This window comes from Pseudomonas sp. MBLB4123 (genome assembly GCF_051904775.1).
GTDB classification, from domain to species: domain Bacteria; phylum Pseudomonadota; class Gammaproteobacteria; order Pseudomonadales; family Pseudomonadaceae; genus Aquipseudomonas; species Aquipseudomonas benzenivorans_B.
This window is the reverse complement of the sequence record NZ_CP196711.1, coordinates 3,168,505-3,188,152: the sequence shown is the minus strand read 5'-3', so window position 1 is coordinate 3,188,152 and position 19,648 is coordinate 3,168,505. Positions and strand designations below refer to the sequence as shown.

Here is a 19,648-nt window from a genome sequence, read left to right as displayed (position 1 = left end):
TCCGATGCGCAGACCGGCCCTGATCCCCTGTTCGCTGCTGTTCGGCATGCTGCTGCCGGTTGCGGTGGACGCGGCCGAGTTGTACCGCTATGTCGACGATCAGGGCGTCACGGTGCTCAGTCGCCAGGGGGTGCCGCCGGAGTTCATCGCCAAGGGCTATCAGGTGCTCAACGAGCAGGGGCGGGTGATCCAGGTCATCCCCCCGGCGCCGAGTGCCGAGGAGCGTCGGCAGATATTGGCCGACAAGGCCCGTGCCGGCAGCGATGCGCAGCTGCTGCGCCTCTATACAACGCCAGAGGATGTCGACCGGGCGCTCGAGCGCAAGCTGGCCGAACTGGATGCCCTGATCGGCGTGGCCCGCGGCAACCTGCAGTCGGCCCGTACCCAGCAGGCCAACCTGCAGAGCCAGGCGGCCGAGCACGAGCGTGCCGGACGAGAAGTGCCCGAGCACCTGCTGGCGCAGATCGACAATCAAATTGCCGAGCAGCAGCGTCTGCAGAAGGATATCGGCCGCTATCAGGAGGCGCGCAAGCAGGCCCAGGCCAGCTTCGCCGCCGATCGGGCGCGGCTCGGCGAATTGCTGGGTACACGCCCCTCGCCCTGATTCCTGGGCTGGCCGCAGCCCCTCGGCAGACCGGCCGACGCCGCGGCCGGTGCCCTTGCGGTCTTACTGGCGCTTGCGGTTGCAGATCAGGGTGCCGACGCCGCTGTCGGTGAAGATCTCCAGCAGCACCGCGTTGGGTACCCGGCCGTCGATGATGTGGGCGCTGGTCACCCCGCCCTGCACTGCCTCCAGAGCACAGCGGATCTTCGGCAGCATGCCGCCGTAGATGGTGCCGTCGGCAATCAGGCCGTCGACCTGCTCGGTGCTCAGGCCGGTGAGCACTTCGCCTTGCTTGTCCATCAGCCCGGCGATGTTGGTCAGCAGCATCAGCTTCTCGGCCTGCAGCGCCTCGGCGACCTTGCCGGCCACCAGGTCGGCGTTGATGTTGTAGGACTCGCCGTCCGGGCCCACGCCGATCGGCGCGATCACCGGGATGAAGTCGCCATGGACCAGCATATTCAGCAGGTCGGTGTTGATTCCGCTGACCTCGCCGACATGGCCGATGTCGATGATCTCCGGCTGGGTCATCTCCGGGGTCTGGCGGGTCACCTTGAGCTTCCTGGCGCGGATCAGCCCGGCGTCCTTGCCGGTCAGGCCGATGGCGCTGCCGCCATGCTGGTTGATCAGGTTGACGATGCTCTTGTTGACCTGGCCGCCGAGGACCATCTCCACCACGTCCATGGTGGCGGTGTCGGTGACGCGCATGCCATCGATGAAGTGGCTCTCGATCGACAGGCGCTTGAGCAGGTCGCCGATCTGCGGGCCGCCGCCGTGCACCACCACCGGGTTGATGCCCACCGCCTTCATCAGCACGATGTCGCGGGCGAAGCCCTGCTTGAGCTCCTCGCTCTCCATGGCGTTGCCGCCGTATTTGATCACCAGGGTCTTGCCGACGAAGCGGCGGATATAGGGCAGGGCTTCGGATAGCACCTTGGCCACCTGGGCGGCGGCATCACGCTCGAGGGTCATGCGGGACTCCAAATGCTGAATCGCTCTTTCAGAACGGTAGATGAATATCGCTGGCGACGCGCTGCAACTGGCTGCGGAACACGTCCTTGATGCGTTCGAGTTCCTGCTCGCTGTCGGCCTCGAAACGCAGCACCAGCACCGGCGTGGTGTTGGAGGCGCGCACCAGGCCCCAACCCTTGGGATAGTCGACGCGCACGCCGTCCAGGCTGGTGATGTTGCCTTCGCCCCATTGTCCGTCGCGCTGCAGGCTGTCGATCAGGCCGAACTTGCTCTGCTCGGTGACCGGGATGTTGATCTCCGGGGTGGAGATGTCGCTGGGGAAGGCGGCGAACACCTGCTCGGCGTCGCGCTTGTCCTGGCTGAGGATCTCCAGCAGGCGGGCGGCGGCGTAGATGCCGTCGTCGAAGCCGAACCAGCGCTCCTTGAAGAAGATGTGCCCGCTCATCTCGCCGGCCAGCAGGGCGCCGGTTTCCTTCATCTTCTTCTTGATCAGCGAGTGGCCGGTCTTCCACATCACCGGACGGCCGCCGTAGCCGCTGATCAGCGGGGTCAGGCGGCGGGTGCACTTGACGTCGAAGATGATGTCGGCACCGGGGTTGCGCGACACCACGTCCTTGGCGAACAGCATCAGCAGGCGATCCGGGTAGACGATGCTGCCCTTGTTGGTGACCACGCCGACGCGGTCGCCGTCGCCGTCGAAGGCCAGGCCCAGGTCAGCCTGCTCGGCCTCGACCTTGGCGATCAGGTCGGCCAGGTTTTCCGGCTTGCCCGGGTCCGGGTGGTGGTTGGGGAAGGTGCCGTCCACCTCGCAGTACAGCGGGATCACGCTGCAGCCCAGGGCCTCGATCAGTTGCGGGGCGATCACCCCGGCGGCGCCGTTGCCGCAGTCGACCACCACGCGCAGGGGCTTGGCCAGGGCGATGTCGTCACGAATCTGCTTGAAGTAGCGCTGCAGCACCTCGACCTGCTCGACGCTGCCGACGCCGCTGACCAGGTCGTTGGCGTCGATGCGTGCCTTGAGGGCCTGGATCTGCTCGCCGGCCAGGGTGTCGCCGGCGATGACGATCTTGAACCCGTTGTAATCCGGCGGGTTGTGGCTGCCGGTGAGCATCACCGCGGACTTGCCGGCGAGGATGTTGGCCGCGTAATAGACCACCGGGGTCGGCACCATGCCGACGTCGCTCACCGTGCAGCCGCAGTCGAGCAGGCCCTGGATCAGCTGTTGCATCAGTTCCGGGCCGGACAGGCGCCCGTCACGGCCCACAGCGACGTTCGCCTCGCCCTGCGCCAGGCTCTGCGAGCCGACCGCGCGGCCGATCCAGTAGGCGGTTTCGGCGGTCAGGCTGCTGCCTACCACGCCACGGATGTCGTAGGCGCGGAAGATGTCGGCGGGGAGGGTCGGGGCGGTTTGCGGGGTACTCATTGCGGGTGTCTGCTCCAGTCCCAGGAGATCCTGGTCGTCGTCGAGGATGTCGATATCGAGGATATCGGTGTCTTGGAACAGCGGATCGACCAGACCCGCTGGTTCCTGCGGCGCCACTGTGGCGGCCGGGAGGATGGCGCCCTGCGGGCGCTCTTGCGCCGCAGCCTGCGAGGCGCCCTCGTGGGCGCGGCGAGGCATGCGGGCCAGGGTCTGGGCCAGGCTGTCGAGAGCCGGCAGGCTCAGGCTGAAGGCTTTGACGGCTTTGCCGGCCGAGAGTTCTCTGACCAGTTGGCCGAGCTGCTGCACATCGTTGTGCAGGCGCCGTTGCAGGCTGCCATGCACCAGCAGCAAGCCGAGCACGGCACCGGCCAGCGCCAACAAGGCGGCGAGGCCGAGCAGGGGGATCGAGACGCTCGAGGCGGCGAGGGCCGGGCCGGGGGTGAAGCTGAGCGTCCAGTTGGGGTTGCCGCTGTCGAAGCGCTGTCCCTCGCCTTCGGCCTGGCCGCGCTGGGTCAGCAGCTGCTGGGGGGCGCCGGGGAACTGCTGGAACAGCTGCAACCGGCCGATGCCCGCCGGCAGGGGCGGCAGGCTGGCCAGCAGGTGCTGGAGGTCGAAGGCCAGCAGCAGGGTGCCCTGCAGCGGCTGGTCATCGCTCAGGCGCACCGGTGCGGCGCTGTACACCAGCCAGCGTTCGCCGATCTTGTAGGCCTCGGCCGCGGGAATCTGGCCGTTCTCCACGCGGCGCAGCAAGTCCAGTGCGGCGAAGTTCATCGGGGCCTCGCGGTCCATGTCTTGCCTGGCTTGGCCGCGGGGGTTGAGGTGGGCATCGACCACCCCGGCCCAGTGGCCGAGGCTGCGCTCGGCGGTGCGAATAAGTTCGCGGTCCTGGCTCTGCAGGACCTCCAGCAGCTGGGGATTGCGCGCGGCGCTCCGGCTGTCGCTGGCCAGCTGTTTCAGTGCCAGTTGCAGGGTCGCGGCCTGGCCGCCGCCCCAGGCCTGGGTCAGCTGCTGGTGCTGCTGGTGCTGGGTGCTGGCCAGTACGCCGAACCACAGCAGGCCGGCGGCCAGGAACAGGCCCGTGACGACGGCCAGCAGGCCTGGTAGCAGCGCCGCCAGGGGCCGCTGGCCGGCGCCATTGCCGCCGCGGGGTGTGGCGCTGGGCTGGGCATCCTTGGCGGTGCGCTTGAAGAGTTTCATCGAAGGGCTCCTCGGCGATTCATCCTGGAAGGTATCGGGGTCAATGGCTACCCGAGTGGCCGAAACCACCGGCGCCACGCTGGCTCTGGTCGAACTGCTCGACCAGCTCGAAATGGGCCTGCACCACCGGTACCAGGACCAGCTGGGCGATGCGCTCGCCGACGGCGATGTTGAACGGGGTCTGGCCGCGATTCCAGCAGGAGACCATCAGTTCGCCCTGGTAGTCCGAGTCGATCAGGCCGACCAGGTTGCCGAGCACGATGCCGTGCTTATGGCCGAGTCCCGAGCGGGGCAGGATCATCGCCGCCAACCCGGGGTCGCCGATATAGATCGACAGGCCGGTGGGGATGAGCAGGGTCTGGCCGGGCTCGAGGACGACGTCCTCCTTGAGCATGGCGCGCAGGTCGAGGCCGGCGGAGCCCGGGGTGGCGTACTGCGGCAGGGGGAAGTCGCGGCCGAGGCGCGGGTCGAGAATCTTGGCTTGCAATGCGTGCATGGTCAGTTCTTGTTCAGTCGGTCGGTGATAAAGGCCACCAGCTGGCGGGCGATCTTGCTCTTGCTGGTCTGGGCGAAGGCACTCTGGCCCAGTTCGCGGTCGATGACGGTGATGGCGTTCTCCTCGCTGTTGAAGCCGATGCTCGGGTTGGCCACGTCGTTGGCGACGATCAGGTCGAGGTTCTTGTCCTTGAGCTTGCGTGCGGCGTATTCGAGCAGGTTCTCCGTCTCGGCGGCGAAGCCGACGCTGAAGGGACGGTCGCTGCGCCGGGCCAGGGTGGCGAGGATATCCGGGTTGCGCACCATCTGCAGGAGCAGGCCGTCGCCGTTGCTCGGGTCTTTCTTCAATTTGTGCGCGGCCACCACTTCCGGGCGGTAATCGGCGACGGCGGCGGCGGCGATCAGCAGGTCGCAGGGCATCGCCGCCTCGCAGGCGGCGAGCATGTCGCGGGCGCTGACCACGTCGATGCGGGTGACCCGGTCGGGGGTCGGCAGGTGCACCGGGCCGCTGACCAGGGTGACCCGGGCACCGGCTTCGGCGGCGGCCTCGGCCAGGGCGAAGCCCATCTTGCCGGAGCTGTGGTTGGTGATATAGCGCACCGGGTCGATGTTTTCCTGGGTCGGGCCGGCGGTGATCAGCACGTGCTTGCCGGTCAGCGACTGGAGCTCGAAGCAGTCGGCGGCGCATTGGGCCAGCTGCTCGGCCTCGAGCATGCGCCCGGGGCCGACGTCGCCGCAGGCCTGTTCGCCTGCGGCCGGGCCGAACAGGCGCAGGCCGCGCTCGGCCAGCAGGCGGGCGTTGGCCTGGGTCGCCGGGTCGCGCCACATCGCCTGGTTCATCGCCGGCGCCAGGGCGACCGTGGCGTCGGTGGCCAGCACCAGGGTGCTCAGCAGGTCGTCGGCCACGCCTTGGGCCAGGCGTGCCATGAGGTCGGCGGTGGCCGGGGCGATCAGTACCAGATCGGCCCAGCGGGCCAGCTCGATATGGCCCATGGCGGCTTCGGCGGCGGGGTCGAGCAGGTCCAGGTGCACCGGGTGGCCGGACAGCGCCTGCAGGGTCAGCGGGGTGATGAACTCGCGACCGCCCCGGGTCATCACCACCCGGACTTCGGCGCCCTGATCCTTGAGCCGGCGAACCAGCTCGGCACTCTTGTAGGCGGCAATGCCACCCCCCACGCCGACGATGATGCGTTTGCGATAAAGCCGCTGCATAGGCCTGCCTTTTATATAGGGTGGATGTGCGCCGCGGCGATGACGCCTCCCCAGGCCGATCGCCGCGCAAAAAGATGGGCTACGATAGCACAGCGACCGCAGTGGAGCAGCGGCGCCCGGCTCGACACGGAGGTGCAATGAGCATTCGCGACTGGCCCGCGGCGGAGCGCCCGCGGGAGAAACTTCTGGCCCAGGGGGCCGCGACCCTGAGCGACGCCGAACTGCTGGCGATCTTTCTGCGCACCGGCGTGGCCGGGCAGAGCGCGGTGGACCTGGCGCGCCACCTGCTCGGCGACTTCGGCGGCCTGCGCGCCCTGCTGCAGGCCGATCTGCCGGCCTTCAGCCGGCGTCTGGGGCTGGGGCCGGCGAAGTTCGCCCAGCTGCAGGCGGTGCTGGAGATGGCCCGCCGCCACCTGGCCGAGCAACTGCGCCGCGACTCGGCCCTGGAGAGCCCGCAAGCAGTGCGCGATTACCTGAAGGCGCTGTTGCGCCATGAGCCCCACGAGGTGTTCGGCTGCCTGTTCCTCGATGCCAAGCACCGGGTGCTGGCGTTCGAGGCGCTGTTCCATGGTTCCATCGACAGCGCCAGCGTCTACCCGCGCCAGGTGGTCAAGCGGGCCCTGGCGCACAACGCGGCGGCGCTGATCCTCACCCACAATCACCCCTCCGGGGTGGCCGAGCCGAGCCAGGCGGATCGGCTGCTGACCAGGCGCCTCAAGGAGGCGCTGGATCTGGTGGAGGTGCGGGTGCTCGACCATTTCATCGTCGGCGACGGCGAGCCCCTGTCCCTGGCCGAGTACGGCTGGTTATAGGGCCGGGCGGCGGCTCGGCTCAGGGGGCGATGCGCACCCGGGCGAAGTCCTGACGACCGAAGGGGCTGACGCGGTAGCCCTCGACTTCCTTGCGCGTCAGGGCGAAGGCGGTGGGGTGGGCCAGGGGCAGCCACAGTGCCTGGCGCTGGATGATCTCCTGGGCCTGGCGGTACAGCGCGCTGCGTATTGCCTGCTCGCTGGTGGTCTTGCCCCCGCTGATCAGGCGGTCCAGCTGCGGGTCGCAGTAGCGGGCGAAGTTCAGGCCGGACTCGAGCGCGGCGCAGGAGAACTGCGGGGTCAGGAAGTTGTCCGGGTCGCCGTTGTCGCCGGCCCAGCCCATGAACAGCAGGTCGTGCTCGCCGGCCTTGGCCCGGCGAATCAGCTCGCCCCACTCGATCACGCGGATCTCTGCCCGGATGCCGATCTTGGCCAGGTCGGCCTGCAGCAGCTGCGCGCCGAGGGCCGGATTGGGGTTGAGCAGGCTGCCCGAGGGCCGGGTCCAGATGGTCGTCTCGAACCCCTCGCTCAGGCCCGCCTCGGCCAGCAGGGTGCGGGCCCTGGCCGGGTCGTGGGGGTAGCCCGGCAGCTCGCTGGCGAAGCTCCAGGTGTTGGGCGGATAGGGCCCGCTGGCCGCCTCGGCGCTGCCTTCGAATACCGCCTTCAGGTAGCTGGCCTTGTCGAAGGCCAGGTTGATCGCCTGGCGCACGGCTGGCCGGTCCAGTGGCGGGTGCTGGCTGTTGATGCCGACGAAGGCGGTCATGAAGGCCGCGGTATGCACGCTCTCGAGCCGCTCGTCGGCGGCGCTGCTGTGCACGTCCTGGGGCTTGGGGGACAGGGCGATGTGGCACTCGCCGCGGCGCAGCTTCTGCAGGCGCACGTTGGCGTCGGGGGTGATGGCGAACACCAGCTCGTCCACTGCCGGCTTGCCGGCGAAATACTCGGGGTTGGCGCTGTAGCGCACCAGGGCGTCCTTCTGGAAACGCTTGAAGACGAAGGGGCCGGTGCCGATCGGCTGGCTGTTGAGGCGCTCCGGGGTGCCGGCGGCGAGCAGTTGCGCGGCGTATTCGGCCGAATAGATGGAGGCGAAGCCCATGCTCAGGGTGGCGAGGAAGGTGGCGTCGGGGCGGTTGAGGGTGAAGCGCAGGCGGTGTTCGCCGAGCTTGTCGAGGCGCGCCACCAGGCCGGGCAACTGCATCGACTGGGCGTGGGGGTAACCGCTCGGCGCGACCTGGTGCCAGGTGTGTTCGGGGTCGAGCATGCGCTGGAAGCTGAACAGCACGTCGTCGGCGTTCAGGGCTCGGCTGGGGCTGAAGTAATCGGTGCTGTGGAACTGCACTCCGGGGCGTAGCTCGAAGCTGTAGCTCAGGCCGTCTTCGCTGATCTCCCAGTCCTGGGCCAGGCTCGGCTGCAGGGTGCCGCTGGCTGCGTCGAACTCCACCAGGCGGTTCATCAGCACATCGGCGGAGGCGTTGGTGGTGGTCAGCGAGTTGTACTGCACCACGTCGAAACCCTCCGGGCTGGCTTCGGTGCAGACGCTGAGGGTGGTGGCCTGGGCGAGCAGGGGGCTCAGCAGCGGGGCGAACAGCAGGGGTAGGACGGCAAGGCGCATGGCGGACTCCAGATGACGTGGCGCGCTTCCTGAGGCGAGCCGGCAGGTCCTACCCTAGACCATAAGGGCGCGGCGGAACAATGAGTCGCGGCGACGAATGGTCGGGGCGTCCCGCGCCCCGCGCGCGCCGCCTGGCAGGGCCCCCTGCCGCGCTTGCGTCGCGGCAGGCGAGTGCATTCGACCTTGTTGCTCCTGGGGCTTTCTGGTATAAAGCAGCGCTCTTTTCTAGGGGCCCGGTTCTTGCGCTTTCAGCTGTAGCCGGTAAGACCCTCGAGAAACGTGGCGCAGAGCGCCAATGACATTGAGTTTAAGCGGCCAACCCATGCCGGGTTGGGCATGTGGTTTAGAGGGCTGAGGCATGTCGAGAGTCTGTCAAGTTACCGGTAAGGGTCCGGTAACCGGGAACAACATTTCCCACGCGAACAACAAAACCCGTCGTCGTTTCCTGCCGAACCTGCAGCACCATCGCTTCTGGGTCGAGTCCGAGAAGCGCTTCGTGCGTCTGCGCGTTTCCGCCAAGGGCATGCGCGTCATCGACAAGCGTGGCATCGACGTAGTGCTGTCCGAGCTGCGCGCTCGCGGCGAAAAGGTTTAAGGAGCTAATCATGCGTGAACTGATCCGTTTGGTGTCCAGCGCCGGTACCGGCCACTTCTACACCACCGACAAGAACAAGCGCACCACCCCCGACAAGATCGAAATCAAGAAATTCGATCCGGTCGTACGCAAGCACGTGATGTACAAGGAAGCCAAGATCAAGTAATTGATCCGCGCCTTGCCGAAAAGCCCGCCTTCATGGCGGGCTTTTTCGTTTCTGCGTCCCGGCGCGCAAAAAAAAGGCTATGTCCCAACGATGTGTTGCAAGAACTAATCTGAAAGGCAGGCATCCGCTCGGGAGGTTTGCCCATCATGGATACTCAAGCCTTTCACCACTGGCTGGCTCAACTGGGCCAGCTCAGCCCCCAGCAGAAATCCGCGCTTCATCAAGCCCTGCAGAGCCCGCCCACAACAGCGGTGCTTGATGACCTGCCGGCGCTGCAGAGTTGCCCGCATTGCCAGGCCGCTGCGAGATACCTCGCGCCCTGGGGATGGTCGCGTGGTCTGCGTCGCTATCGCTGCCGTAGCTGCCGACGGACGTGTACCGCGTTGTCGGCAACCGGCCTTGCCCGCCTGCACTACCCCGAGCGCTGGAAAGACTATGCCCAGGCACTGATTAATGGGCTGAGCGTGCGCAAGGCTGCCAAGGCGTGCGGCATCAGTAAGAACACCGCGCTTCTCTGGAGGCACCGCTTCCTGGCGGCAGCCGCCGAGCATCACGCCACCCATGAGAGCGGGATTGTCGAAGTGGACGAGACGTTCTTTCTGGAGTCATTCAAAGGTCAGTGACGCTTACCGCGGCCGCCGCGTAAACGGGGCGGTTCAGCGTGACCCGCGGCACGGGGAAAGACCAAATCCCGGTGATGGTGGTGCGCGACCGGGAGGGGCACACCGCTGACTTCACACTGGCCAAGCTCGATGCTGTGCATGTACGCAAAGCGCTGGCGCCACTGATCGATCAGGAGTCCGTGCTGTGCACTGACGGAGCGGCGGTCTATGCCAGTTTCGCCCGGGTGCAGGGCATCACCCATCAGGTCGTGCATGCTCGCCCCGGCCAGCGCGTACGCCAGGGCGCCTTCCATATCCAGAACGTCAATGCCTACCACAGTCGACTGAAGAACTGGATGACCCGCTTTCATGGCGTGGCCACCCGCTACCTCCCGAACTATCTGGGCTGGCGCCGTATGCTGGAGCGCTATCAGCACGGCATTCGGCCGGTTCACTGCATCCAGGAGGCGGTAGGACGAACCATGCAACACGCTATTGGGACATAGCCAAAAAAAAGCCCGCATGACGCGGGCTAAAGGGTGACGCAGGAAAAGCGCGGGTTCAGGCCGGCGCCTGTTCGAAGATCACATAGACCTTGCGGCAGGGCTCGAGGACTTCCCAGGTGCCCTCGAAACCGGCGGGGATAACGAAGCGGTCGCCGGCGCGCACGGTTCTGGCATTGCCGGCGGCGTCGCGGATCACCGAGACGCCCTGGAGGATCTCGCAGTACTCGTGCTCGCTGTAGCTGATGCGCCACTGGCCGACTGCGCCCTCCCAGACGCCGCTGTTGAACTGGCCGCAGGGGCTGGCGTAGTGGTTGCGCACGCTCTGCTCGGGGTCGCCCTTGAGGACCTTCTCCGGTGCCGGGCGGTAGTGCTCGGCGGCGCTGCCGGCCTGGGCGAAGTCGACGATCTGTTCGATATTCATCTTGTGGCTCCGTGGTTGTCGGTTAGTGGGCCTGGCGAATCGCGTCGGCGAGCTTCTCGACCAGGCTGTCGATCTGCGCCTTCTCCACGATCAGCGGCGGCGACATGGCCAGGGTGTCGCCGGTCACCCGCACCATCAGGTCGTTGTGGAAGCACTGCTCGAACACCTGGTAGCCGCGCTTGCCGGCGCCCTGGTCGCTGGGCGCCAGCTGCACGCCGCCGACCAGGCCGACGGCGCGGATGTCGATCACGTTGGGCAGGCCCTGCAGGCTGTGCAGGGCATCCTGCCAGTAGCCTTCCAGCTCGATGGCCTGGTCGAACAGCCGTTCGCCCTGGTAGATGTCCAGGGTCGCCAGGGCGGCGGCGCAGGCCACCGGGTGCCCGGAATAGGTATAGCCGTGGAACAGCTCGATGCCGTCCGGACCCTGCATAAAGGCGTCGTGGATCTTCTCGTCGACGAACACCGCACCCATGGGGATGGCGCCGTTGGTCAGGCCCTTGGCGCAGGTGATGATGTCCGGGGTGACGCCCCAGCGCTGGGCGGCGAAGGCCTGGCCGACGCGGCCGAAGCCGGTGATCACCTCGTCGAAGATCAGCAGGATGCCGTGCTTCTGGGTGATCTCGCGCAGGCGCTGCAGGTAGCCCGCCGGCGGCAGCACCACCCCGGCCGAGCCGGACATCGGCTCGACTATCACCGCGGCGATGTTCTCGGCGCCGTGTAGGGTGACCAGGCGCTCCAGCTCGTCGGCTCTCTCGACGCCGAACGGCGGCAGGCCGCGGCTGAAGGCGTTGCGCTCGATGTCCAGGGTGTGCGGCAGGTGATCGACCCCTGGCAGTTGCAGCGGGAAGGCCTTGCGGTTGTTGACCATGCCGCCGACCGAGATGCCGCCGAAACCGACACCGTGGTAGCCCAGCTCGCGGCCGATCAGGCGGGTGCGGGTGCCCTGGCCGATGGCGCGCTGGTAGGCCAGGGCGATCTTCAGTGCAGTGTCGGCCGACTCCGAACCGGAGTTGGTGAAGAACAGCTTGTTCAGGCCGGGCGGGGCGATCTCCGCCAGGCGGCTGGCCAGCTCGAACGGCAGCGGGTGGCCCATCTGGAAGGTCGGGGCGAAGTCCAGCTTGGCGATCTGCCGACTCACCGCCTCGGTGATTTCCCGACGACCGTGGCCGGCGTTGCAGCACCAAAGCCCGGCGGTGCCGTCCAATACCTTGCGCCCGTCGGTGCTGGTGAAATACATGCCTTCGGCACTTTCCAGCAGGCGCGGACGGGCCTTGAACTGGCGGTTGGCGGTGAAGGGCATCCAGAAGTCGGCGAGGTTGTTGTTTATTTCGTTCGCTTGCGAAGGGGTTTCGAGTGTCATGCTGGCCATCCAAACGCGCTAAAAATGGGAGCTGTGGAGCGATTTCGCGCAGTCTATGTTTAATAAAATGAACATGACAAGGGGGTTTTATCCGGCTTTGTCAAAAATATTGAAAATGTAGGGCGCAGTGGTTTAGTGTTGCCAGCAGGAAAACGGCCTGCCTTGGCCTTGCAGAATTATTGACAGTGCTCGCGGTCGAACCCGAAGCGCTCATTACCGATAGAGGATGCCCGCATGACTAGCCTGACCCGCGCCGACTGGGAACAGCGCGCCAAGACCCTGAAAGTAGAAGGCCGTGCCTTTATTCACGGCGAATATTGCGCGGCGCAGTCCGGCGCCACCTTCGAGTGCATCAGTCCGGTGGATGGGCGCCTGCTGGCGCAGGTGGTCAGCTGCGATGCGCCGGACGCCGAGATCGCCGTGGCCGGCGCCCGTGCCACCTTCGACTCCGGCGTCTGGTCGCGTCTGGCGCCGGTCAAGCGCAAGGCCGTGATGATCCGCTTCGCCGACCTGATCGAGCAGCACGGCGAAGAGCTGGCCCTGCTGGAAACCCTGGACATGGGCAAGCCGATCGGCGATTCGCTGCATATCGACGTGACCAGCGCCGCCCGTGCCATTCGCTGGAGCGGCGAGGCGATCGACAAGATCTACGACGAGGTGGCCGCCACCCCGCACGACGAGCTGGGTCTGGTGACCCGCGAGCCGATCGGCGTGGTCGCCGCCATCGTGCCGTGGAACTTCCCGCTGCTGATGAGCTGCTGGAAGCTCGGCCCGGCGCTGGCCACCGGCAACTCGGTGATCCTCAAGCCGTCCGAGAAGTCGCCGCTGACCGCCATTCGCATCGCCCAGCTGGCCATCGAGGCCGGCATCCCGGCCGGCGTGTTCAACGTGCTGCCGGGCTACGGTCACACCGTGGGCAAGGCCCTGGCCCTGCACATGGACGTCGACACCCTGGTGTTCACCGGCTCGACCAAGATCGCCAAGCAGCTGATGGTCTATGCCGGCGAGTCGAACATGAAGCGGGTATGGCTGGAGGCCGGTGGCAAGAGCCCGAACATCGTCTTCGCCGACGCCCCGGACCTCAAGGCCGCTGCCGAGGCCGCGGCCGGCGCCATCGCCTTCAACCAGGGCGAGGTGTGCACCGCCGGCTCGCGCCTGCTGGTGGAGAACTCGATCAAGGAGCAGTTCGTGCCCCTGGTGGTCGAGGCGATCAAGAGCTGGAAACCGGGTAACCCGCTGGACCCGGCGACCAACGTCGGTGCCCTGGTCGACAGCACCCAGATGAACAACGTGCTGGGCTACATCCAGGCCGGCCACGACGACGGCGCCAAGCTGGTGGCTGGCGGCAAGCGGGTGCTGGAGGAGACCGGCGGTACCTATGTCGAGCCGACCATCTTCGACGGGGTGGACAACGCCATGCGCATCGCCAAGGAGGAGATCTTCGGCCCGGTGCTGTCGGTGATCGGCTTCGACACGGTGGAAGAGGCCGTGGCCATCGCCAACGACACCGTCTACGGCCTGGCCGCGGCGGTGTGGACCAGCAACCTGTCCAAGGCCCACCTGACCGCCAAGGCGCTGCGCGCCGGCAGCGTCTGGGTCAACCAGTACGATGGCGGCGACATGACCGCGCCCTTCGGCGGCTTCAAGCAGTCCGGCAACGGCCGTGACAAGTCGCTGCACGCCTTCGACAAGTACACCGAACTGAAGGCGACCTGGATCAAGCTCTGAAGCCAGCGCGGGCCAGGTGCCCGCAGTTCGAGGTCGGCTCTGACGAGCCACGCCTGCGGCCGGGCTTCCTGAAAGGGGGTCCGGCCGTTTACGTTGGGCCTCCACGGAAAGGAGAGAGAAGATGCGTTGGGGTACCTATTTCGCCGTTTGTTCGGCGGTGATCAGCATCGGCCTGGCCCTCGGGGTGACCATGCCGCTGGTCTCGCTGCGCCTGGAGAGTTGGGGGCATGACGCCTTCACCATCGGTGTGATGGCGGCCACGCCGGCGGTCGGCGTGCTGCTCGGCGCCTCCCTGGCCGGCCGCCTGGCCGCACGGGTGGGTACCACCCGCCTGATGCAGCTGAGCCTGCTGTGCAGCGCGCTGTCGGTGGCGCTGCTGGCCTTCATGCAGAACTATGCCCTGTGGCTGCTGCTGCGGCTGCTGATCGGTGTGGCCCTGACCCTGGTGTTCATTCTCGGCGAGAGCTGGATCAACCAGCTGGCGGTGGAGAAGTGGCGCGGCCGGCTGGTGGCGCTGTACGGCACCGGCTATGCGCTGAGCCAGCTCTGTGGACCCCTGCTGCTCACCGCCCTGGGCACCGCCAGCGATCTGGGCTTCTGGGCCGGCACCGGCCTGCTGATCGGCGGCTCGCTGTTGCTGCTCGGGCGCAGCGGCGCGCCCCGGGTCGATGCCCGGAGCGCCTCGGGGCGCGGCCTGCCGGCGTTCTGTCGCCGGCTGCCGGCGATCGCCTGGGCGGTGATGCTGTTCGCCGCCTTCGAGGCGATGATGCTCACCCTGCTGCCGATCTACGGCCTGCGTCAGGGCTTCAGCCAGGAGGTGGCCTTGCTGATGGTCAGCGTGGTGGTGATCGGCGACGCGGCGCTGCAGCTGCCGATCGGTCTGCTCGCCGACAGCATCTCGCGGCGCGGCCTGTTCCGCGGTTGTGGCGTGGTGCTGCTGGGTTCCAGTCTGGCGATTCCGTTGCTGCTGCACTCGCCCCTGATCTGGCCGTTGCTGGTGCTGTTCGGGGCCAGCGCCGGCGGGCTGTTCACCCTGGCGCTGATTCTCATCGGCGAGCGCTACCGTGACGATGAGCTGGTCCGCGCCAATGCCCATGTCTCCCAGCTGTGGGGCCTGGGCTGCCTGATCGGCCCCCTGGCCACGGGAGCGGCCAGTCAGTGGCTGACCGGCCATGCGCTGCCGCTGCTCATGGCCCTCGGCGCCGCGGTGTTCGTGGTGCTGGCCTGGCGCGACAGCGGCTTCGAGCCGGCGCCCGCCCTGGCGGCGAGCGCTGGAGAGGAGGCCCTCAGGCGCTAGCTGCGGGCCTCAGAGCACTTCCTTGAGGCGGTGCCAGAGCATGCCCAGGGCCAGCAGCGGCGAGCGCAGGTAGCGGCCGCCGGGGAAGGTCATGTGCGGCACCCGGGCGAACAGCTCGAAGCCGCCGCCGGCCTGGCCGGCGATCGCCTCGGCGAGCAGCTTGCCGGCCAGGTGGGTGGCATTGACCCCGTGGCCGGAGTAGGCCTGGGCGTAGAACACGTTGGGCTGGTCCTTGAGCCGGCCGATCTGCGGCAGGCGGTTGGCGCCGATGCCAATCATGCCGCCCCATTGATAGGCGATCCTGACGTCCTTGAGGTGGGGGAAGACCTTCAGCATCTTCGGCCGCATATAGCCGGCGATGTCCGCCGGATCGCGCCCCGAGTAGTGGCAGGCGCCGCCGAACAGCAGGCGGCGGTCGGCGGACAGGCGGTAGTAGTCGAGGGCCACGCGCTGGTCGCACAGGGCCATGTTCTGCGGGATCAGTGCCTTGGCCTGGGCCTCGGCAAGCGGCTCGGTGGCGATGATATAGCTGCCGGCCGGCAGCACCTTGCCGCCGAGGCTGGGCTGCAGTTGACCGAGGTAGGCATTGCAGCCCAGCACCAGATGGGCGGCGCGCACCTGGCCGCGGGCGGTATGCACCCGTACCTCGGGGCCGTAGTCGATGCGGGTCGCCGGCGAGTTCTCGAACAGTTGCACGCCGAGGCTCTGGGCGGCGGCGGCCTCGCCCAGGGCCAGGTTGAGCGGATGCAGGTGGCCGGAGCCCATGTCGATCAGGCCGCCGACATAGCGCGTGGAGCCGACCACCTCGCCCATCTGCTCGGCTTGCAGCAGGCGCAGTTCGTGGCGGTAACCGAGGCTGCGCAGCTCCTCGGCGTCCTCGGCGAAGCCGGCCAGGTGGCTGGGTTTGTTGGCCAGGTCGCAGTAGCCCCAGGTCAGGTCGCAGTCGATAGCGAACTGCTCGACCCGGCGGCGGACGATCTCCACCGCCTCCAGGCCCATCAGCTTGAGCTGGCGCACGCCGTCGTTGCCGATCACCGGCTCGAACTGCTCGACGCCGTGGCCGACCCCGCGGATCAGCTGGCCGCCATTGCGCCCGCTGGCGCCCCAGCCGACCTTGCGGGCCTCCAGCAGCACCACCGACAGGCCCTTCTGCGCCAGCTCGATGGCCGCGTTCAGCCCGGAGAAGCCGCCGCCGACCACGCAGACATCGGCGCGCAACTCGCCGTCCAGGGGCGGGAAGTCCAGTTGGCGATTGACGCTGGCGGCATAGTAGGAGGCGGCGTGCTGGGAGCTGTGGACCGGTTGGCGAACGCGGGCGTTCATGTGTGAAATCCTGATTATTGTGTTTATAAAATTTTACGCAGCATAAGCGCGCTGTCCGCCTTTCGCCAAGGGGGGCGGGCAAAAAACTGGAATCTCGTCGGCATCGGCGTCGATCCAGGCGGTGCCGATGCCGGCAGGGACGTCAGCGAGCGCCGGGCTGTGGCCGGGCGCTACTCCGGCACCGGCAGGGCCAGAGACTCCTTGACCTCCTCCATGACGATGTAGCTCTTCGACTCGCGCACGTGGGGCAGCTTGAGCAGGATGTCGCCGAGCAGCTTGCGGTAGCTGGCCATCTCGTTGATCCGCGCCTTCACCAGGTAATCGAAGTCGCCGGACACCAGGTGGCACTCCAGCACGTGGGGCAGCTTGAGCACGGCGCGGCGGAACTCCTCGAAGGTGTCGCCGGACTTGTAGTCCAGGCTGATCTCGACGAACACCAGCAGGCTGGCCTTGAGGTGCTGCGGATTGAGGCGGGCGTGGTAGCCCATGATGATGCCTTCGCGCTCCAGGCGGCGGACCCGCTCGGTGCAGGGCGTGGTGGACAGGCCGACCCGCTCGCCCAGTTCGGTGAAGGAAATGCGCCCGTCCTCCTGAAGGATGCGCAGGATATTGCGATCGATCTTGTCCAGTTCGCGTCGGCTCTGGTGCTGGGTGCGCATGGGGGATGCCCCTCCGTGAAACGGGTTTTTGCCGAGAATTCTCGCCAAATATAGCGCTATATATAGTGAGAAGCACTGGCTGATGCTCAATATACTGCGCACATCAACTTCCCAGGCAACAAGTGTCAGCGCATAGTCGCGGCGAGGAGTGAAGAATGCGGGTTCTGGTGCTCGGCAGCGGTGTAATCGGTACGGTCAGCGCTTACTACCTGGCCCGTCAGGGCTTCGAGGTGGTGGTGGTCGACCGTCAGGCCGCTCCGGCCATGGAGACCAGCTTCGCCAACGCCGGTCAGGTGTCGCCCGGCTATGCCTCGCCCTGGGCCGCGCCGGGCGTGCCGCTGAAGGCCATCAAGTGGCTGCTGCAGAAGCATGCGCCGCTGGCGATCAAGGCCACCGCCGACATCGACCAGTACCTGTGGATGGCGCAGATGTTGCGCAACTGCACCGCCAGTCGCTACGCGGTGAACAAGGAGCGCATGGTGCGCCTGTCCGAGTACAGCCGCGACTGCCTCGACGAGCTGCGCGCCGAAACCGGCATCGCCTACGAAGGCCGCCGCCTGGGCACCACCCAGCTGTTCCGCACCCAGGCCCAGGTGGATAACGCCGCCAAGGACATCGCCGTGCTGCAGCAGTCCGGCGTGCCCTTCGAGCTGCTCGACCGCGACGGTATCGCCCGCGTCGAGCCGGCCCTGGCCAAGGTCAAGGACAAGCTGGCCGGTGCCCTGCGCCTGCCCAACGACCAGACCGGCGACTGCCAGCTGTTCACCACCAAGCTGGCCGAGATGGCCAAGCAGATGGGCGTCGAATTCCGTTTCGGCCAGGACATCCAGCGCCTGGATTTCGCCGGCGACCGCATCAACGGCGTGTGGATCGACGGCAAGCTGGAGACCGCCGACCGCTACGTGCTGGCCCTGGGCAGCTACAGCCCGCAGCTGCTCAAGCCGCTGGGCGTCCGGGCCCCGGTGTATCCGCTCAAGGGCTATTCGCTGACCCTGCCGATCGTCGATGCTGACATGGCGCCGGCCTCGACCATCCTCGACGAGACCTACAAGGTCGCCATCACCCGTTTCGACGATCGCATCCGCGTCGGCGGCATGGCCGAGATCGCCGGTTTCGACCTGAGCCTCAACCCGCGCCGGCGCGAGACCCTGGAGATGATAGTCGGTGACCTCTATCCCCAGGGCGGCGACCTCAGCCAGGTGGAGTTCTGGACCGGCCTGCGCCCGGCGACCCCGGACGGCACGCCGATCGTCGGCGCCACCAGCTTCCGCAACCTGTTCCTCAACACCGGTCACGGCACACTGGGCTGGACCATGGCCTGCGGCTCCGGCCGCTTCCTCGCCGATCTGATGGCCAACAAGCGCCCGCAGATCAGCGCCGAAGGCCTGGATATCTTCCGTTACGGCAAGGCCCAGGAAACCCCCAAGCATGTCAGCCCGGCGCCTGCGCACTGAGCCCCGCTAGCGAGTAGCCGTTGTCATCCTCCGGCCACGCATGCGACCTTGAATCCTGCTTGGCCCGGCTCCGCCGGGCCTTTTTATTCACCGTTCCCCGTCAAGAAGTGTGAGAGCCATGCGTCCAGCCCGCGCCCTGATCGATCTGCAAGCCCTGCGTCACAACTACCGGTTGGCCCGCGAAGTGACGGGTGCCAAGGCGCTGGCGGTGATCAAGGCCGACGCCTACGGCCATGGCGCGGTGCGCTGTGCCCAGGCGCTGGAGGAGCAGGCCGACGGCTTCGCCGTGGCCTGCATCGAGGAGGCGTTGCAGCTGCGCGAGGCGGGCATTCGCGCGCCCATCCTGTTGCTCGAGGGCTTCTTCGAGGCCGAGGAACTGGCGCTGATCGAGCAACATGAGCTCTGGTGCGTGGTGCATGCGCAGTGGCAGATCGAGGCCATCGAGCGCAGCGCCGTGGGCAAGCCGCTGACCCTCTGGCTGAAGATGGACTCGGGGATGCACCGGGTCGGCCTGGAGCCGGCCGACTACCAGGCGGCCTACCGGCGCCTGCTGGCCAGCGGCAAGGTCGGCAAGATCGTGCTGATGAGCCACTTCGCCCGCGCCGACGAGCTGGACTGCCCGCGCAGCGAGGAGCAGCTGGCGGTGTTCGAGCAGGCCCGCCAGGGCCTGGCGGCGGAGATCAGCCTGCGCAACTCGCCGGCCGTGCTCGGCTGGCCCAGCATCCCCAGCGACTGGGTGCGCCCCGGCATCATGCTCTACGGCGCCACCCCCTTCGAGCAGGAGCAGGCCCTGGCCGCGCGGTTGCAGCCGGTGATGACCCTGGAATCGAAGATCATCAGCGTGCGCGAGCTGCCGGCCGGGGAGCCGGTGGGCTACGGCGCGCGCTTCGTCACCGAGCGGCCGACCCGGGTCGGCGTGGTCGCCATGGGCTATGCCGACGGCTACCCGCGCCATGCGCCGACCGGCACGCCGGTGAGCATCGACGGCCAACCCAGCCGGCTGATCGGCCGGGTGTCGATGGACATGCTCACCGTCGACCTCAGCGACCTGCCCCAGGCCGGCCTCGGCAGCCGGGTCGAGCTGTGGGGCAGGCAGGTGCTGGCCAGCGACGTGGCGATCCGCGCCGGCAGCATTCCCTACCAGCTGTTCTGCAACCTGCGCCGGGTGCCGCTGCTCTATTCCGGGGGCTGAGGCCATCGCTGGGCAGGATTTTCG

The 19,648-nt window shown here is 67.4% G+C and carries 17 protein-coding genes and 1 pseudogene; 9 read left to right on the top strand and 9 right to left on the bottom strand.

Features of this window, described 5'->3' with window-relative positions:
- Nucleotides 1–4: 4 nt before the first annotated feature.
- Nucleotides 5–604 carry a DUF4124 domain-containing protein gene (locus ACSX1C_RS14735; protein WP_439886751.1) on the top strand — a complete coding sequence of 200 codons (600 nt, stop codon included), beginning with the start codon at nt 5–7 and terminating at the stop codon, nt 602–604.
- 63 nt (nt 605–667) lie between these two features.
- Here the strand turns inward: ACSX1C_RS14735 and argB are convergent, their stop codons facing one another.
- Genes argB through coaBC form a run of 4 tightly spaced genes read right to left on the bottom strand, consistent with a single transcriptional unit; the run spans nt 668 to nt 5,900 of the window.
- Entirely contained in the window at nt 668–1,573 is a 906-nt protein-coding gene (argB, locus tag ACSX1C_RS14730; RefSeq protein WP_439886750.1) for an acetylglutamate kinase, read from the bottom strand.
- Nucleotides 1,574–1,601: 28 nt separating this feature from the next.
- Nucleotides 1,602–4,193, bottom strand: coding sequence for a phosphomannomutase/phosphoglucomutase (locus tag ACSX1C_RS14725; protein ID WP_439886749.1), 2,592 nt, complete (start codon nt 4,191–4,193; stop codon nt 1,602–1,604).
- A gap of 40 nt (nt 4,194–4,233) precedes the next feature.
- The gene (dut, locus tag ACSX1C_RS14720) at nt 4,234–4,689 is read right to left on the bottom strand and encodes a dUTP diphosphatase (RefSeq protein WP_439886748.1); all 456 of its coding nucleotides are present in this window, start codon (nt 4,687–4,689) and stop codon (nt 4,234–4,236) included.
- A gap of 2 nt (nt 4,690–4,691) precedes the next feature.
- A complete protein-coding gene (coaBC, locus tag ACSX1C_RS14715) occupies nt 4,692–5,900 on the bottom strand; it encodes a bifunctional phosphopantothenoylcysteine decarboxylase/phosphopantothenate--cysteine ligase CoaBC (RefSeq protein ID WP_439886747.1) in 1,209 nt (402 codons plus the stop codon).
- A 137-nt stretch (nt 5,901–6,037) separates the two neighbouring features.
- Here coaBC and radC point away from each other — a divergent pair, with 137 nt between their 5' ends.
- Nucleotides 6,038–6,712 carry a RadC family protein gene (gene radC / locus ACSX1C_RS14710; protein WP_439886746.1) on the top strand — a complete coding sequence of 225 codons (675 nt, stop codon included), beginning with the start codon at nt 6,038–6,040 and terminating at the stop codon, nt 6,710–6,712.
- Between the two features lie 19 nt (nt 6,713–6,731).
- On the opposite strand, the gene ACSX1C_RS14705 is transcribed toward radC, so the two are convergent.
- Entirely contained in the window at nt 6,732–8,321 is a 1,590-nt protein-coding gene (locus tag ACSX1C_RS14705; RefSeq protein WP_439886745.1) for an ABC transporter substrate-binding protein, read from the bottom strand.
- A gap of 358 nt (nt 8,322–8,679) precedes the next feature.
- On the opposite strand from ACSX1C_RS14705, the gene rpmB reads away from it, so the two are divergent.
- The 3 genes and pseudogenes from rpmB to ACSX1C_RS14690 all read left to right on the top strand — a co-directional run bounded on the left by rpmB (nt 8,680) and on the right by ACSX1C_RS14690 (nt 10,190).
- On the top strand, nt 8,680–8,916 hold the full coding sequence (gene rpmB, locus ACSX1C_RS14700; protein ID WP_016495372.1) for a 50S ribosomal protein L28: 237 nt from the start codon (nt 8,680–8,682) through the stop codon (nt 8,914–8,916).
- A gap of 10 nt (nt 8,917–8,926) precedes the next feature.
- Nucleotides 8,927–9,082, top strand: coding sequence for a 50S ribosomal protein L33 (rpmG, locus tag ACSX1C_RS14695; protein WP_003464575.1), 156 nt, complete (start codon nt 8,927–8,929; stop codon nt 9,080–9,082).
- A 146-nt stretch (nt 9,083–9,228) separates the two neighbouring features.
- Nucleotides 9,229–10,190 (top strand): annotated as a pseudogene (locus tag ACSX1C_RS14690) (IS1595 family transposase).
- Nucleotides 10,191–10,245: 55 nt separating this feature from the next.
- On the opposite strand, the gene ACSX1C_RS14685 reads toward ACSX1C_RS14690, so the two are convergent.
- Nucleotides 10,246–10,611 carry a cupin domain-containing protein gene (locus ACSX1C_RS14685; protein ID WP_439886744.1) on the bottom strand — a complete coding sequence of 122 codons (366 nt, stop codon included), beginning with the start codon at nt 10,609–10,611 and terminating at the stop codon, nt 10,246–10,248.
- Nucleotides 10,612–10,633: 22 nt separating this feature from the next.
- Nucleotides 10,634–11,971, bottom strand: a complete 1,338-nt coding sequence (locus ACSX1C_RS14680) for an aspartate aminotransferase family protein (RefSeq protein ID WP_439886743.1) — start codon at nt 11,969–11,971, stop codon at nt 10,634–10,636.
- Between the two features lie 234 nt (nt 11,972–12,205).
- On the opposite strand from ACSX1C_RS14680, the gene ACSX1C_RS14675 reads away from it, so the two are divergent.
- Both ACSX1C_RS14675 and ACSX1C_RS14670 read left to right on the top strand, forming a co-directional pair.
- Complete coding sequence (locus ACSX1C_RS14675) at nt 12,206–13,699, top strand: aldehyde dehydrogenase (protein ID WP_439886742.1); 1,494 nt, start codon at nt 12,206–12,208, stop codon at nt 13,697–13,699.
- 121 nt (nt 13,700–13,820) lie between these two features.
- A complete protein-coding gene (locus ACSX1C_RS14670; protein WP_439886741.1) occupies nt 13,821–14,996 on the top strand; it encodes an MFS transporter in 1,176 nt (391 codons plus the stop codon).
- Nucleotides 14,997–15,005: 9 nt separating this feature from the next.
- Here ACSX1C_RS14670 and ACSX1C_RS14665 read toward each other — a convergent pair whose 3' ends face one another.
- On the bottom strand, nt 15,006–16,319 hold the full coding sequence (locus tag ACSX1C_RS14665) for an NAD(P)/FAD-dependent oxidoreductase (protein ID WP_439886740.1): 1,314 nt from the start codon (nt 16,317–16,319) through the stop codon (nt 15,006–15,008).
- Between the two features lie 170 nt (nt 16,320–16,489).
- Entirely contained in the window at nt 16,490–16,978 is a 489-nt protein-coding gene (gene dadR, locus ACSX1C_RS14660) for a transcriptional regulator DadR (protein ID WP_197857795.1), read from the bottom strand.
- A 155-nt stretch (nt 16,979–17,133) separates the two neighbouring features.
- On the opposite strand from dadR, the gene dadA reads away from it, so the two are divergent.
- Together dadA and alr are read left to right on the top strand one after the other, a co-directional pair.
- Nucleotides 17,134–18,432, top strand: a complete 1,299-nt coding sequence (gene dadA / locus ACSX1C_RS14655; protein WP_439886739.1) for a D-amino acid dehydrogenase — start codon at nt 17,134–17,136, stop codon at nt 18,430–18,432.
- Between the two features lie 118 nt (nt 18,433–18,550).
- Nucleotides 18,551–19,624, top strand: a complete 1,074-nt coding sequence (alr, locus tag ACSX1C_RS14650; protein ID WP_439886738.1) for an alanine racemase — start codon at nt 18,551–18,553, stop codon at nt 19,622–19,624.
- Nucleotides 19,625–19,648 lie beyond the last annotated feature (24 nt).